Genomic DNA, 14,453 nt, shown 5'->3' on the forward strand with positions numbered 1-14,453 from the left:
GCTAGAAGGAGTCCCCGCCGGAGAACTGCTCCTCCAGCGTGTCCACGGTGCCGGCGAGCAGCGTGAGCGGGTCGACGAACTCGTTGATGTCGAGGTTCTCCAGCGGCAGCGCGTGCCGCAGCACGACGTGCTCACCCATGATCGCGACGCCGCCGACGACGGTGGTGTGCCCGACCTCCTTGAGCAGCGCGGGCAGGTTGATCTTCGCGGCCAGCCCGCACGGGGAGGCGATCTGCACCCAGTCCTCCTTGCCGTCGAGCACCTCGTGGCTGAGCCAGATCACCTGGCTGCGCTCGTCGTCGAACTGGACGTAGATGCTCACCTCGTCCGGCGTCTGGTCGATGACCTGGTACTCGCTGCGCACGAAGGCCACCAGGTCGCCCCACGTCGCCATGACTCACCCTTTTCCGCCGGCTGAACAAGATCACTCGACGATAGGGCGTCGCCACCGGCGGCGGAAAGACCCTCGCGGGTAGTCACACCAGGCGAAGGTGCGCCGTGCGGCCGCCGGGCGTGCGCAGTGCGTAGGACCGGCCGGGCAGCGCGGTGACGACGAGCCCGAAGACGATGTTGTTCAGCTCCTGCGTGCTCAACATCAGGTCGGCGGCCAGCTCGTGCGGGGTGACGCCCTGCTCACGCAGCGCCCGGAACACCTTGGCCAGCAGCTGCGACGACTCCCGGGCCTGGTCGCTGTCGGCGTCGACCCGCGCCAGATCCGCGCACAACGCCCGGTAGACGCCGTCCCCGACCTGGCGCAGTTCGCGCAGCCGGCGCGTCAGCGCCAGCGGCGACACCCGCCAGCGCGGGCAGGCCCGCAGCACCTGGTCCTTGGACGGATCCTCGGGCACGTAGGTCAGCACGTCGACGTCCGGCATCAGCATGGCGCTGGCGAAGGCATCGGCCTCCGCCTCGACGTCGACGCCCGCCACCGGCCGCCCGCCGCCGTGCAGGACGAGATGCCCGAGCTCGTGCGCGGCGTCGAACCGGCCGTGCTCGGCTGACTTCGCGGTGTTGAGGAAGACGTACGGGGTGCCTTCGTGCCAGAACGAGAAGGCGTCCACGTCGGTGTGGTCGACGCCGAGCGAGAACACCCGAACCCCGTGTGCCTCCAACAGATGCACGAGATTCGGAGCGGGCTTGCTGCCCAGCTGCCACTGCTCGCGCACGGCGTCGGCGGCGGCGCTCGGACTACCGGCCGCGACAACGGGAACGTCCACATCGGGCAGCGTGAACCGACGCTCCAGGAAGGCGTTGAACTCGATCGCCAGCCGACCGGCCGCCAGCGCACCGGCCCGGCGGCGTGCCGGCAGCTTGGCCCGCGCCCGGAACGACACGACGTCCTCGGTGAGCTCGGCCGGCTCGGCGGCGGTGAAGAACTCGACCGGAAAACCCAGCACGCGCGCCAGCTCCGCGAGATCGGTCTCCGTCGGCACCCGGCGGCCGTGCTCGAAGTCCGACACGAACCGCGGACTCACGTCCAGTTCTCGCGCGAGGGCCGCGGCGGTCAGCTGACGCCGCTGTCGGGCGAGCTTGAGGCGGGCCGGCGTGAACATGATGAGATCATTCTTCCGGGTGCTCACCCGGTCGACGCAACAGACGTCCCCGAGTGGAGTGATCTCGATTCAGCCCAGCCGGCTCGCCAGCGCCCGGCCCAACGCCGTCCCCGACAGCCACGCCGTCTGCACACGCGACGGCCCCCAGGCGTCGCCGCACACGCCGACGTTGTCCTCGTCCAGGTGGAACGGCGCGTCGGACGGCGTCTCCGGGCGGGCGTGCGGCCACTGGTGGGCGTAGCCGGTGACGGGCCGCGCCGGCAGCCCGAGCACCTCCTCGACGGCGTCGGCCACCTCGGCGATCACCTGATCGTGCGCACCCAGCCGCGTCGCCGTGTAGGAGGCCGTTGTGTAGGCAACAAGAACCGGGGCGCCGTCGCCACGACGGTCGCCGTCGTCGCAAATCGTGGTGAGCACGTCGTGCCCGTTGACGAACGCGCCGTGGAAGTCCGGCCAGGCGCGCTCCGGGTAGCGCAACGTCACCGCGAACGAGGGCGACCAGTTCTGCCCGTCGGCCGCCGCCCGCGCCGCCCGCAGGCACGGATCCAGCACGTCGAGCGCCTGCGGCCCGGGCATCGCCAGCGCGACGGCGTCCACCGGAACGCCGTCGACCATCGGACCGGGCTCCACGGCCGTCACCGCGTGCTGCAGCTTGACCGTCAGCCCGTCGGCGAGGTGCTCGGCCAGGCTGCGCAGCCCGCCTGGCGCGGCCCAGCGCATCGGCCCCGGCTGTGGCGCGGAGCGACCGTCCTCGAAAGCGACGAGCGTGTCCGTCCACTCCCGAGCCAACCCGGCGTCCTGCCAGCGCCGCACGACGGCGTCGAACGACGGGTCGCTCACCGTGAAGTAGGCGGCCCCGATGTCGGTGGGGCGGCCGTCGTAGCGGCGGGTCGCGAGGCGACCGCCGACGCCGGGCGTGCGCTCCAGCACGCGAACGTCGATGCCGGCATCGACCATGACCCGGGCACAGGCCAGGCCGGCGATGCCGGCGCCGACGACCACAACGCTCACGATCACCACAGTAGGGGCGTCACTCCCACACCTGGATCGCCCGTACCACGAAAGGCGCATTCGGCACGTAGGTGCCGCCCTTCGGATACGTGGTGAACTCCGCCTCGGTCGAGCAGGTCGCCCCCTCGTAGGCGGTCACATCCTTGGTCATCTCGTTGGCGAACGACTTGGCGACCAGCTTGTCCGGCAGCGTCACGCACCGGTTGGTGAGCGTGGTCTCCAGCGAGAGTCTGGCGACCTTGCCGGAGTAGTTCCCGCCGCTCCAGGCACAGAACGAGCCGGCGTCACAAGTGCCGTCGGACGTCGCCCAAACGGGCGGTGCTGTGCCCAACACCACCACTGCCGCCATGACCGCCGCGAACCCCAGTTTCCGCACCGACATCGCGACTCCTTTCCCCAGTTGTCCCTGCTAGGAGCCTTGCGGCGGCTGCCGTCCGCGTCCGGCGATCGGGGTCGCATCACCCGTCCGTGCCGGCTGTCCACCCGGTGGTGAGCAAGCGCACTGCCGGTGCGTGTTCAAGGAAGATCAGGAAGGGGTAAGACAGGTCCTGTGGCAACCACTCTGCTGACCCGTCCGGCCCCGCAACTCCGTCGTGACCAGCGCGCGCTGGTCGATGCGATCAGGCGCATGACGGGCTTCGACGCGGTGGCCGTGCTGCGCGGATTCGACAAGACCAGCAGGGCCACCCGCGACGCCATCAACGAGGTCGTCCGCGAGCACGGCGGCCGGGTCATCGACCTGACGCCGGTGCCCGGCCTCGGCGAGCTGGCCGCCGTGCCGCCGGCCGACCTGGTCGTGGCCACCAACCGTTCGCTCGCCCCGGCGGCCGAGCGCTGCGCCGCCTACTGGAACGTCCCGGCTGTCGTCCTCGGTGACGGCGCCGGCGAGCACGGCCGCCTCGTGCGGACCCGGCAGCCCGCGGTGTTCGTCACCCGCGAGGAGGGCGGCCAGGACGTCGTCGTCCGGCAGCTCCGCCTGCTCGGCCCCGTGACCTGGTCCGACGGCACCGCCCCGGCGCGGCCCGCCGAGGAGCTGGTGCTCAAGCCGACCATCGAGGGCATGGTCGTCACCGCCCAGTACGGCGGCACGTCCGTCACGCGGCCGGCGAGCCGGATGATCGAGGTGGAGATCACCGACGAGGTCGTCGCCGAGATCGACGGCCACGCCGGCCTGGTCGGCGTCGGCCGCTACGAGGCCCGGCCGACGACCCGCCCGGTGTGCCGGGTCGCCGTCAACGGCTGACCGCCGCCAGGATCCGGTCGGTCAGGTCGACCATCCTCGACACGTCGCCGTCGTTGGACAGGGCGGCGATCGTGATCCCGCGCTCCGGCAGCCGCACGGTCGTGGCCGTCCAACCGCCGGACCAGCTGCCGCCGTGGCTGTGCATCAGCACGCCGTCGCGCCGGTTGACCAAGACGCCCCAGGCGTAGTCGATCGGCCGGCCGTCGTCGAGGCGGCCGGGCCTGGCGGACAGGGCCTTCACGCGATCGTTCAGGGCTCCGCCCGGCAGCAGGGCGTCGTTCCAGCGCTGCATGTCGTCGGCGGTGGACCACGCCCCGCCGTCGCCGACGCTCAGTGGCAGTGGACACTCGGCTTCGACGGTGGGACGGCCCTCGGCGGCATCGGCGGGCGGGGCGTCGGCGCGGAACTCCGTGTGCGCCATGCCGAGCGGCTCGAACAACTCGCGTCGAGCCAGGTCGGCGAACGGCGTGCCGGTGAGGCGTTCGATGACCGCGACCAGGCTGATGTAGCCGGCGTTGCAGTACTCGTAGCGGCGGCCCGCCGGGAACTGGGGCTCAGGGCAGGCGGCCAGGGCCCGTAAGACGGCCGGACTGTCCCAGCGGGGTTCAGCGACGCGGTCCTGGAGTTCGGGATCGCCGGGCAGGCCGCCGGTGTGATGGATCAGGTGCCTGATGCGCACGCTGTCGGCCCAGCCGGGCAGCTCCGGCAGCCACCGCCGGACGGTCGACTCGACGTCCAGCCGGCCGTCGACGACGAGCATGGCCGCGCAGACGCCGACCATCTGCTTGGCCACGGACGCCAGGTAGGACACCGTGTTCGTGGTGAACGGGGCGTCCGGCCGGGCCAGCCCGGACGCCGCCCGGTGGACCCGACCATCGGCGTCGCGGACCGCGACGGCGACTCCCGGGCCGTCGGCGGTGTAGCCGGCGGCCGCGATCAGATCATCCAATGCCGAGCCTCCGCGACAGCCCGATCGCGTCGACCGGCGCCCTGACCTTGGCGTCGTTGTCGAAGTAGACGTGGACGTCGCCGCGGCGGTGCCACTCGCGCACCTTCGCCGCCCAGCGGTCCAACGCCTCGTCCGTGTAGCCGCTGGTGTAGAGCTCCACGTCGCCGTGCAGCCGCGCGTAGGCGAAGTCGGCGGTCAGTTCCTCGAAGTACGGCCACTTCTTCGCCGTGTCGGCGACGACCAGCGCCACGTTGTGGTCGCGGAGCAGCCGCAGGCACTTCTCGTCCTGGAAGCTGACGTGCCGCGGCTCCAGGGCGTGTCGAAGCGGCCGGTCCGCGTCGATCCGGAGGCCCTCGTCGTCCTCGATCCGGTGGTCGTGGCGGGCGCTGAGCTTCGCCGCCGCGGCCGTGGACTGCGGCAGCAGGCCCAGGAACTCCGCCAGCACGTCCGCGTCGAACCGGAACGTCGCCGGCAACTGCCACAGGATGGGGCCGATCTTGTTCTGCAACATCAGCACCCCCGAGGCGAAGAAGTTCGCCACCGGCGTCTCCGCGTCGCGCAGGCGTTTCATGTGCGTGATGAACCTCGGCGCCTTCGTCGCGAACACGAAGTCGTCCGGCGTCTGCGCCGCCCACGACCGGAAGCTCGCCGGCCGCTGCCGCCCGTAGAAGGTGCCGTTGATCTCCACCGAGTTCAGGCGCTCCGCCAGGTAGGCCAGTTCGCGCTTCTGCGTGACGCCCTTCGGGTAGAAGGTCCCGCGCCATGGTGGGTACACCCAGCCCGACGTCCCGATCCGGATCACCGTCACATCCTGCGCCGGTCGTCTCGTTCTCGCACCAGGGCCGCCAGGGTCATCGCGTCGCGTGGGGCGCGGCCGCGCATCGTGTTGTCGAAGTAGACGAACACATCGCCGTTGCCGGCCAGTTCGTCGACCCGCGCCGCCCAGTGGCCGAGTTCCTTGTCGCCGTAGCCGCTGATGTACTGCTCCTCGGCCCCGTGCAGCCGGATGTAGCTGAAGTCCGCCGTCGTCTCGTCGAACACCGGCCACTCCCCCGCGCCCTCCGAGTACACGACGGCGACGTTGTGCTTCCGTGCCAGCTCGTAGAACGCCTCGTCCCGGAAGCTCTCGTGCCGTACCTCGATCGCATGCCGCGCTCGCGAATCCAGCAACGCCAGGAAATCTGCCACCACTCCCGGATGGAACGCCGTCCGGTTCGGGAGCTGCCACAGCACCGGCCCCAGCCGCTCCCCGAGCTCCAGCACCCCCGACTCGAAGAACCGCTTCAGCGCATCCTCGACCCCGCGCAGCCGCCGGACGTGCGTCACCTCTCGTGAGCCCTTCACCGCGAACACGAAGTCCTTCGGCGCCTGCCCCGCCCAGGACCGGAAATGCTCCGGCTTCCGCAGTGAGTAGAAGGTCCCGTTGATCTCGATCGAGTTCACGTGCTCGGCCAGGAACTCCAGCTCCCGCCGCTGCGCCAGGCCCTTCGGATAGAAGTCGCCCCGCCACTCCGGATACTTCCAGCCCGAGGTGCCGATCCTGATCATCACTCCATGGTGGGACGGGAGCGGGCGGCGCGCACGGCGAGCAGTGGGAAGGGGGCCGGTGGGAAGGCGGACGACGGCGGGCGGCGATCCTGCGTGCCCGCACGGATGGAACGGACAGCGTCGCTTGAGCGAGCCGTACGACATCGCCTGGTCGCCGCAGGCACGGCACCCGATGGCCGAGCAAGTCCCGGTGCAGGTCGCGATGGCGGTGTACGAGCTGGTCACCGGGCCACTGGCGAGCAACCCGCACCGCGTTGGCAAGCAACTCGATCCGCCGATGGACGATCAGTGGTCAGCTCGCCGCGGTGACTACCGCGTGCTCTACCGCGTCCATGAGGACAAGCATCAGGTCTACATCACGCGGATCAGCCACCGTCGCGACGCATATCGGGCGTACTGAAAGCCGGTCGCCCGCGCGGACGACCGGCTTTCGTAGCGCCCGGCCCGGATCCGGGGTTCGAGGATCCGGGCCGGGCGACGGATGTCAGGCCGGAACCGAAGCCACACCCTGGGCGAGGAAACGTTTGCCGGTGACCCGCTCGGACACGCCGGCCCGGTCCAGGTACGGCGTGATGCCACCCAGCCAGAAGGGCCAGCCGGCGCCGAGGATGAGGCACAGGTCGATGTCCTGGGCCTCGGCGACGACGCCCTCGTCGAGCATGAGGCGGATCTCCTGGGCCAGGGCCTCCTCGGCGCGGGCGCGGAGCTGCTCGGCGGTCAGCGGCGACGAACCGGGCTGCCACAGGGCGGCAACCTCGGGGTCGACCTGGGGCTTGCCGGAGGCGTCCCACGTGTACACGGCGGTCTTGCCGGCGGCGACGAAGCGCTTCATGTTCTCGCTGACGCCGAACCGGTCCGGGAAGGCGTGGTGCATGGTCTCGGCGACGTGCAGGGCGACGGCGGGGCCGACGAGCTGCAGCAGGATCAGCGGGCTCATGGGCAGACCCAGCGGATCCAACGCCTTGTCGGCGACCTCGAAGGGGGTGCCCTCGTCGACGGCCCGGATGACCTCACCGAGGAAGCGGGTGAGCAGCCGGTTCACCACGAACGCGGGGGCGTCCTTGACGAGCACGCTGGACTTCTTGAGCTGCTTGCCGACGGCGAACGCGGTCGCCAGGGTGGCGTCGTCGGTCTGCTCGCCCCGCACGATCTCCAGCAGCGGCAGCACGGCGACGGGGTTGAAGAAGTGGAAGCCGACGACCCGCTCGGGGTGCGAGAGCTTCGACGCCATGTCGGTGATGGACAGCGACGAGGTGTTGGTGGCCAGCACGCACTCGGCCGACACGTGCTCCTCGACCTCGGCGAACACCTGCTGCTTGACCGACAGCTCCTCGAACACGGCCTCGATGACGAAGTCGGCGTCGGCGAAGGCGGCCTTGTCCAGCGAACCGCTGACGAGCGCCTTGAGGCGGTTGGCGGCGTCGGGGGACAGCCGCTTCTTGCCCAGCAGCTTGTCGATCTCGCCGTGCACGTAGCCGACGCCCTTGTCCACCCGCGCCTGGTCGACGTCGGTCAGCACGACCGGCACCTTCAGCTGGCGCACGAACAGCAGCGCGAGCTGGCTGGCCATCAGGCCGGCGCCGACGATGCCGACCTTGGTGACCGGCCGGGCCAGGGACTTGTCGGGCGCGCCCGCGGGCTTGCGGGCCCGCTTCTGCACGAGGTTGAACGAGTAGAGTCCGGCCCGCAGCTCGTCGGTCATGAGCAGCTCGGCGAGCCCGTCGGTCTCGGCGGCGTAGCCGGCGTCGAGGTCGTTGCCCCGCGCCAGCTCCAGCAGCTCAAGGGCCTTCGTCGCACCCGGCGACGCGCCGTGGGTCTTGGCCTCGACGAACGCCCGGCCGCGGGCCAGCGCGGCGTCCCAGGCCTCGCCCCGGTCGACGTCCTTGCGGGCGACGGAAACCTCGCCGTTGACGACCTTGGCCAGCCACGACAGCGACTGCTCCAGGTAGTCGGCGGAGTCGAAGACCACGTCGACGATGCCGAGCTCGGCGGCCTGCGCCGGCTTGAGCATCTTGTTCTGGTTCAACGCGTTCTCGATGATCACGGTGACGGCGGCGTCCGCGCCGATGAGGTTCGGCAGCAGCTGCGTACCGCCCCAGCCCGGGAACAGGCCCAGGAACACCTCGGGGAACGCGATCGCGGCCGCGTTGGACACCAGGGTCCGGTAGTGGCACGACAGCGCCAGCTCCAGGCCGCCGCCCATGACCGCGCCGTTGACGAAGGCGAAGGTCGGGATGGACGACTCGGTGAAGCGGCGGAACACGTCGTGCCCGGTCTGCGCGATCTGCCGCGCCAGCTCCGGCGACGACAGTTGCTCCACCCCGGACAGGTCGGCCCCGACGGCGAACACGAACGGCTTGCCGGTGACGGCGATCGCGGCCGGCTCGGCGGCCAGGGCCTCGTCCAGCGCGGCGTTGAGCGACACCAGGCTCTGCGGCCCGAAGGTCGACGGCCGGGTGTGGTCGAAGCCGTTGTCGATGGTGATCAGGGCGACCGGCTTCGCAAGCCCGGGCACCGGGATCAAACGAGTGACCGCCTTGGTGACGACCTCGTCCGGGAAGGCCTGCGCGGCCTGCTCAGCGGTAATCACTTGTCGCCCCCGTTCCAGTGCGGGTTCTCCCAGATCACGGTGCCGCCCATGCCGATGCCGATGCACATGGTGGTGATGCCGTAGCGGACGTCGGGCCGCTCGGCGAACTGGTGCGCCAGCTGCGTCATCAGCCGCACGCCGGAGGACGCCAGCGGGTGCCCGGTGGCGATCGCGCCGCCCCACTGGTTGACCCGCGGGTCGTCGTCGGCGATGCCGAAGTGGTCGAGGAACGCCAGCACCTGCACGGCGAACGCCTCGTTGATCTCGAACAGGCCGATGTCGGAGATGCTCAGGCCGGTCCGCTGCAGCGCCTTCTCGGTGGCCGGCACCGGGCCGACGCCCATCACCTCGGGCTCGACGCCGGCGAAGGCGTAGCCCACCAGCCGCATGCCGATCGGCAGCCCCAGCTCGGTGGCGGTGGCCTCGTCGGCGAGCAGGCAGCCGGTCGCGCCGTCGTTGAGACCGGCGGCGTTGCCGGCGGTCACCCGGCCGTGCGGGCGGAACGGCGTCTTCAGCGTGGCCAGGCCCTCGACGGTGGTGCCGGGGCGCGGCGGCTCGTCGGCGGTGGCCAGGCCCCAGCCGTGCTCGGCCGAGCGGGTGGCGACCGAGACGAACTCGGGGCCGATCTTGCCGGCCTTCACCGCGGCGTCGTACTTGGCCTGGGAGGCGGCGGCGAAGGAGTCCGCCCGCTCCTTGGTGATGCCCGGGAACCGGTCGTGCAGGTTCTCCGCGGTCTGGCCCATGACCAGCGCGGAGGTGTCCACGAGGCGGTCGGCGAGGAAGCGCGGGTTCGGGTCGACGCCCTCGCCCATCGGGTGCCGGCCCATGTGCTCGACGCCGCCGGCGATGACGACGTCGTAGGCGCCGAAGGCGATGCCGCTGGCCGCGGTGGTCACGGCGGTCATGGCGCCGGCGCACATGCGGTCGATCGCGTAGCCGGGCACCGACTTGGGCAGGCCGGCCAGCAGGGCGGCGGTGCGCCCGATGGTCAGGCCCTGGTCGCCGATCTGGGTGGTGGCCGCGATGGCGACCTCGTCCACCCGCTCGGGCGGCAGCTCGGGGTGGCGGCGCAGCAGCTCGCGGATGACCTTGACGACGAGATCGTCGGCCCTGGTCTCGGCGTAGATGCCCTTCGGGCCGGCCTTGCCGAACGGCGTGCGCACGCCGTCGACGAAGACCACGTTGCGCACGGCCCGTTCCGTCATCGGCGCTACTGGTGCGGCCACGGCGTGCTCCTCCTCAGCTTCGAGTTCGGGTCGACCGGGTCCACTACCGGCCGGTAACCCGAACTCTAGTCCGAGTTACTCGCCGGTAACCAGCAGGGTGGCTGAACTCATGCTGCCGCAGCCTTCAGCGACTTGCTCAGCGGCTCCGCGGTGAGCTCGACCTGCCACGGCCGGGCGTTGCCGGCCCGCAGCACCTCGGCCACCGAGGACGGGTCGAGGTCGGCCGGCGGCTCCCAGCAGGTGCGCCGGACCAGGTCCGGGAGCAGCAGGTTCTCCACCGGCAGCTTCAGGCTCTCGGCGATGGACGTCAGCGCGGCCCGGGCGGCGGCCAGCCGGGCGGCGGCGTCCGGGTCGCGGTCGGCCCAGCGGTTGGGCGGCGGCGGGCCGTCGTGCGCGGGGGAGACCTCCGGCAGCTCCTTGCGCGGCAGCGACCGGGCCTTGGCCAGGGCGTCCGCCCACACCTTCACGGTCCGGCGCTGCGACCGGCCGCGGAACACCGGCAGCGCCAGCAGGTCGGCCTCGGTCGCCGGATCGGTCACGGCGGCGTCGATGATCGCGCTGTCCGGCAGCACCCGGCCGGGCGCGATGTCGCGCTGGCGGGCCAGCCCGTCCCGGGCCTCCCACAGCGCCCGCACGGCGGCCAGCTGGCGGGGATTGCGCAGCCGGTGGATGCCGGACGTGCGCCGCCACGGCTCGGCCCGCGGCTTGGGCGGCGGCGCGGTGCGCACCGCCTCGAACTCCTGCAGCGCCCAGTCGAGCTTGCCCTGCTCGCGGAGCTCGTCCTCCAGCACGTTGCGCAGCGGGACCAGCAGCTCCACGTCGAGAGCCGCGTAGGTCAACCAGTCCTGCGGCAGCGGGCGGCGTGACCAGTCGGCGGCGCCGTGGCCCTTCTCCAGGTGGTAGCCGAGCAGGCGTTCCACCATCGAGCCGAGCGCGACCCGGTCGAAGCCGGCCAGCCGGCCGGCCAGTTCGGTGTCGAACAGGACCGCCGGTCGCAGGCCGAGTTCGGCCAGACACGGCAGGTCCTGGGACGCCGCGTGCAACACCCATTCGGTGTTGGCGATGGCGTCCACCAGCGGGTCGATCCGGCCGCCCAAGGCGACCGGATCGACCAGCACGGTGCCTGCCTGCTCTCGTCGCAGCTGCACCAGGTAGGCGCGCTGCGAGTAGCGGTAGCCCGATGCCCTTTCGGTGTCCACCGCCACCGGACCCGTCCCGCCCGCCAGCGTTGCGGCCGCGCGCCGCAGCGTTGCCGGATCGGACACCACTGGCGGAACCCCCTCAGCGGGTTCGGTCAGCAGCACCGGGGTGTCTCCGGTCGGGTCCTTCGGTTCAGAGCAGGGTGCATCCACGGCGGAAGACCCTACGTCCTCGACGCCCCGCGCGGGCGTGGATCACGTTCTGCTCGGTCTTCGCGTCGTCCATCCATCCGTCTTCTCAGCGGATCACGCCGGCCCGCATGGCCAACGCCACCATCTGAGCGCGAATCCCCGGTGCCCAGCTTCCGGCCGATCCGCGACAGGTGAGACTTCACCGTGAGCGCGGACAGGTTCAGAGCTTCGCCGATCTCCTTGTTGGACTGGCCATCGGCGACCAGCTGGAGCACCTCGACCTCACGCGCGGACAGCTCCCGCGGCGTGTTGTCGGTTCCGGGCACCCGGGTTCCCGCAGCGAGGACCGGGGCCACGCTCGGGTCCGCGTAGACGCCACCGTCGAGAACTCGGCGAACTCCGTCGGTGACCACCATCGGCGACGCGGACTTCAGCAGGTACGCCTGGGCGCCTGCCTGGAAGGCCGAGCGAACCGCATAGGGGTCGTCGGAGGACGCGAGCACCACGATGCGCGGCCAGCCCTGGGCACGGAGTTCCGTGACCAGATCGATGCCGCTTCCGTCGGGCAGCCCGAGATCAAGGATCGCCAGGTCGCACGGCCCCGTGGCCAGGGCACGCGCCCTCGCCTCGGCCACCGATGCGGCCTCATGCACTGTGCCGGCACCCATCTGGGTAAGCCGAGCCGCTATCGCCTCCCTCAACAGTGGGTGGTCGTCAACCACCAGCACTGAAAACAGCTCTTCCCGCGGGTGCGGGACCATGTTTGCCGGCAACGAGCCGGCTGGCGTGGTACGAACGGCCTGACCTAAGCCGACGGCAGCCACGTCACTACCTCCCTGGAGTCGGTCGTGCCCCCCGACCGGCACCGGGACTTTCGTCCAATCAGCCGCGCCACTGATCGACCGAAAGTGGTGTCGACGGCAGCAGCGTAGCCGCCCAAGCGGGTCAGCGGGACGATCAAATGGGTATCTGTCCCGATCGAGTTGTCACCGGAGGCCAGGTTTGTCGCACGATCGAGGGACTCCTGGCGAGGTGGCTAACGCGAGAAGGCTTCATAACGACATGAAGGAGTTGCGGTCGTGACGGACGGCTCGGAACACGCAGATGGACGTGCTTCTGCACGTGCAAACGCCCTACTGCGGCGGGTCCAACTGGCGGATGGCCACAACGACCTGCCGTGGGCGCTGCGCGAACTGGCCGGTGGCGCGGGCCGGCCGGCGGACTGGGCGTCGGCCGATCTGACGAAAGTGCGGACAGATCTGCACACGGACCTGGTCCGGCTCCGCGAAGGCGCGCTGACCTTGCAGTTCTGGTCCGTGTACGTGCCGTGCCGGCTGGAAGGTCACAGCGCGGTCACGGCCACGCTGGAGCAGATCGAAGTCGTGTACGAGCTGGTCAACCGCTATCCGGAGCATCTTCAGCTGGCCCTCACGGTTGACGACGCGGAAGCCGCGTTCGCGAACGGCCGGATCGCCTCCCTGCTCGGCGCCGAGGGCGGCCACAGCATCGCCGGCTCGCTCGGCGCGTTGCGCTCGCTGTACCGGCTCGGCGTCCGGTACATGACGCTCACGCACAACAACAACACCGAATGGGCGGACTCGGCGACGGACGAACCCGTGCACAACGGGCTCACCGATTTCGGCCGGCACGTGGTGCGCGAGATGAATCGCCTGGGCATGCTCGTGGACTTGTCGCACGTCGCACCGGCGACGATGCGCGACGCGCTGGCGGTCAGCGAGGCGCCGGTCATCTTCAGCCACTCCTCCTGTCGCGCGGTCGCCGACCATCCCCGCAACGTCCCCGACGACGTGCTGGTCGAGATGGCCGCCAAGGGTGGTGTGTGCATGATCACATTCGTCCCGACCTTCGTGTCGCAGGCCTACGCGGAGTGGGACGGGCGACTGCGGGAGGCCATGACGGCGGCCGGCGCCGACCACCGCGACCTGGAGCAGCGGCACGCGTTCTCGACGACGTGGACGGGCGGCGGCCCGAAGCCCGAGGTCACCGTGAACGACGTGGTCAGGCACCTGGAGCACGCCCGCGAGGTCGCCGGCATCGACCACATCGGGCTCGGCGGCGACTACGACGGCGTCGCCCAGCTGCCTGTCGGCCTCGAGGACGTCTCCTGCTATCCGCGGCTGTTCACGGAGCTGCTCGACCGCGGCTGGAGCGAGGACGACTGCGCGAAGCTGGCCGGCGCGAACACGCTGCGGGTGCTGCGGGACGCCGAGCAGGTCGCCCGCAAACTTCACCCGATCGAGTGATCACATAAGGGCAGAAGTCGTGCGCCGCGAGCTCCTGGCGGCCGGGCGCCGCTGCACGTGCACGTTCGGAAGGGGGCATTCCTGGCGTTGAACGCCAGGAATGCCCCCTTCCGAACGCCGAGGCGGTTACAGGCTGCTCTGGCGCTGACTGAACAGGGTGACGCCGACCGGGGGTAGGCCCACGGTGCTGGACAGCAGCTCGCAGAAGGCGTCGCCGTGCGCGGTCAGCTCGGCGTCCAACGCGGTCCACGACGCCCGCAGCTCCAGGTCGTCGGTGCGGGCCGGGCCGGAGATGTCGCCGAACCGGGCCGAGGAGTTCTGCGTGACGGTGCCGCCCAGCGCCGTCCACTTCGCCGACGAGCCCTCCAACGCGTCCGTCAGCCAGGACCACGCGACCGCCGGGAGCAGGGGATCCACCGCCAGCTCGGCGTCGAGCTCGGCGCGGACGAAGGTCACCACCCGCAGCACGCCGCCCCAGGCGTCCTCGCCGTCCGGGTCGTGCAGCAGCACCAATCGCCCCGTCGCCACCTCGTCGGCAGGCCCGTTGGCTTCCGCGCTGAAGGCGAACGACCACGGCGCCAACCGCTGTGGCGCACGGACCTCGGCCAGTTCGACCTCCGGTCGAGGACGCACCGACCTGAGCGCTTCCACTGCCTGCCGGAACAGCGCTGGCTCCTCCGACATCCCGGTCACGTCCGGTGACCTTACGGCCATCACCGCGCCGAAGTCCCGCACGAC

The 14,453-nt window shown here is 71.0% G+C and carries 14 protein-coding genes and 1 pseudogene; 3 read left to right on the top strand and 12 right to left on the bottom strand.

The genetic code is table 11. From position 1 onward, the window contains the following. Position 1: 1 nt before the first annotated feature. The 4 genes from BJ998_RS28680 to BJ998_RS28695 all read right to left on the bottom strand — a co-directional run bounded on the left by BJ998_RS28680 (position 2) and on the right by BJ998_RS28695 (position 2,946). Positions 2-394, bottom strand: a complete 393-nt coding sequence (locus BJ998_RS28680) for a type III secretion system chaperone family protein (RefSeq protein ID WP_184866471.1) — start codon at positions 392-394, stop codon at positions 2-4. 82 nt (positions 395-476) lie between these two features. Continuing rightward, positions 477-1,580: a helix-turn-helix domain-containing protein gene (locus BJ998_RS28685; RefSeq protein WP_184866472.1), complete on the bottom strand. Its 1,104-nt coding sequence runs from the start codon at positions 1,578-1,580 to the stop codon at positions 477-479. A 42-nt stretch (positions 1,581-1,622) separates the two neighbouring features. Next, the gene (locus BJ998_RS28690; RefSeq protein WP_312890380.1) at positions 1,623-2,564 is read right to left on the bottom strand and encodes an NAD(P)/FAD-dependent oxidoreductase; all 942 of its coding nucleotides are present in this window, start codon (positions 2,562-2,564) and stop codon (positions 1,623-1,625) included. A 19-nt stretch (positions 2,565-2,583) separates the two neighbouring features. Then, positions 2,584-2,946: a peptidase inhibitor family I36 protein gene (locus BJ998_RS28695; protein WP_184866474.1), complete on the bottom strand. Its 363-nt coding sequence runs from the start codon at positions 2,944-2,946 to the stop codon at positions 2,584-2,586. A 168-nt stretch (positions 2,947-3,114) separates the two neighbouring features. Between BJ998_RS28695 and BJ998_RS28700 the strand changes: the two genes are divergently transcribed. Continuing rightward, the gene (locus BJ998_RS28700; protein ID WP_184866475.1) at positions 3,115-3,807 is read left to right on the top strand and encodes a hypothetical protein; all 693 of its coding nucleotides are present in this window, start codon (positions 3,115-3,117) and stop codon (positions 3,805-3,807) included. Here BJ998_RS28700 and BJ998_RS28705 read toward each other — a convergent pair. From BJ998_RS28705 to BJ998_RS28715, 3 genes are read right to left on the bottom strand one after another with little or no spacing between them, the layout of a single operon-like run. Next, the gene (locus BJ998_RS28705) at positions 3,797-4,756 is read right to left on the bottom strand and encodes a serine hydrolase domain-containing protein (protein ID WP_184866476.1); all 960 of its coding nucleotides are present in this window, start codon (positions 4,754-4,756) and stop codon (positions 3,797-3,799) included. The genes BJ998_RS28700 and BJ998_RS28705 overlap by 11 nt on opposite strands. Then, positions 4,749-5,549 (bottom strand): DUF72 domain-containing protein, encoded by an 801-nt coding sequence (locus BJ998_RS28710; protein ID WP_184869006.1) that lies wholly within the window; start codon positions 5,547-5,549, stop codon positions 4,749-4,751. Before BJ998_RS28710 ends, BJ998_RS28705 begins: the two co-directional genes overlap by 8 nt. An 11-nt stretch (positions 5,550-5,560) precedes the next feature. Further along, positions 5,561-6,304, bottom strand: a complete 744-nt coding sequence (locus tag BJ998_RS28715; RefSeq protein ID WP_184866477.1) for a DUF72 domain-containing protein — start codon at positions 6,302-6,304, stop codon at positions 5,561-5,563. Positions 6,305-6,428: 124 nt separating this feature from the next. Here BJ998_RS28715 and BJ998_RS28720 point away from each other — a divergent pair, with 124 nt between their 5' ends. Next, positions 6,429-6,704, top strand: a complete 276-nt coding sequence (locus BJ998_RS28720; RefSeq protein WP_221338152.1) for a type II toxin-antitoxin system RelE family toxin — start codon at positions 6,429-6,431, stop codon at positions 6,702-6,704. Positions 6,705-6,788: 84 nt separating this feature from the next. Here the strand turns inward: BJ998_RS28720 and BJ998_RS28725 are convergent, their stop codons facing one another. The 4 genes and pseudogenes from BJ998_RS28725 to BJ998_RS28740 form a co-directional block, all read right to left on the bottom strand. Next, positions 6,789-8,894, bottom strand: a complete 2,106-nt coding sequence (locus tag BJ998_RS28725) for a 3-hydroxyacyl-CoA dehydrogenase NAD-binding domain-containing protein (RefSeq protein WP_184866478.1) — start codon at positions 8,892-8,894, stop codon at positions 6,789-6,791. After that, positions 8,891-10,084, bottom strand: coding sequence for a thiolase family protein (locus BJ998_RS28730; protein WP_312890576.1), 1,194 nt, complete (start codon positions 10,082-10,084; stop codon positions 8,891-8,893). The genes BJ998_RS28725 and BJ998_RS28730 overlap by 4 nt, the downstream gene beginning before the upstream one ends. A 143-nt stretch (positions 10,085-10,227) precedes the next feature. Continuing rightward, on the bottom strand, positions 10,228-11,472 hold the full coding sequence (locus BJ998_RS28735) for an HRDC domain-containing protein (protein WP_184866479.1): 1,245 nt from the start codon (positions 11,470-11,472) through the stop codon (positions 10,228-10,230). Positions 11,473-11,557: 85 nt separating this feature from the next. Beyond that, positions 11,558-12,275 (bottom strand): annotated as a pseudogene (locus tag BJ998_RS28740) (response regulator). Between the two features lie 255 nt (positions 12,276-12,530). Between BJ998_RS28740 and BJ998_RS28745 the strand changes: the two are divergent. Continuing rightward, the gene (locus BJ998_RS28745) at positions 12,531-13,715 is read left to right on the top strand and encodes a dipeptidase (protein ID WP_184866480.1); all 1,185 of its coding nucleotides are present in this window, start codon (positions 12,531-12,533) and stop codon (positions 13,713-13,715) included. A 126-nt stretch (positions 13,716-13,841) separates the two neighbouring features. Here BJ998_RS28745 and BJ998_RS28750 read toward each other — a convergent pair whose 3' ends face one another. After that, positions 13,842-14,399 (bottom strand): DUF3000 domain-containing protein, encoded by a 558-nt coding sequence (locus BJ998_RS28750; protein WP_221338153.1) that lies wholly within the window; start codon positions 14,397-14,399, stop codon positions 13,842-13,844. Between the last annotated feature and the right edge of the window lie 54 nt (positions 14,400-14,453).

It is taken from the genome of Kutzneria kofuensis (genome assembly GCF_014203355.1).
Classification (GTDB): Bacteria; Actinomycetota; Actinomycetes; order Mycobacteriales; family Pseudonocardiaceae; genus Kutzneria; species Kutzneria kofuensis.

Bases quoted from the DNA above. Each gene is read 5' to 3' on its own strand.
- BJ998_RS28680 (WP_184866471.1), bottom strand. From the start codon at position 394: ATGGCGACGTGGGGCGACCTGGTGGCCTTCGTGCGCAGCGAGTACCAG.
- BJ998_RS28695 (WP_184866474.1), bottom strand. From the start codon at position 2,946: ATGTCGGTGCGGAAACTGGGGTTCGCGGCGGTCATGGCGGCAGTGGTG.
- BJ998_RS28750 (WP_221338153.1), bottom strand. From the start codon at position 14,399: ATGTCGGAGGAGCCAGCGCTGTTCCGGCAGGCAGTGGAAGCGCTCAGG.
- BJ998_RS28715 (WP_184866477.1), bottom strand. From the start codon at position 6,304: ATGATCAGGATCGGCACCTCGGGCTGGAAGTATCCGGAGTGGCGGGGC.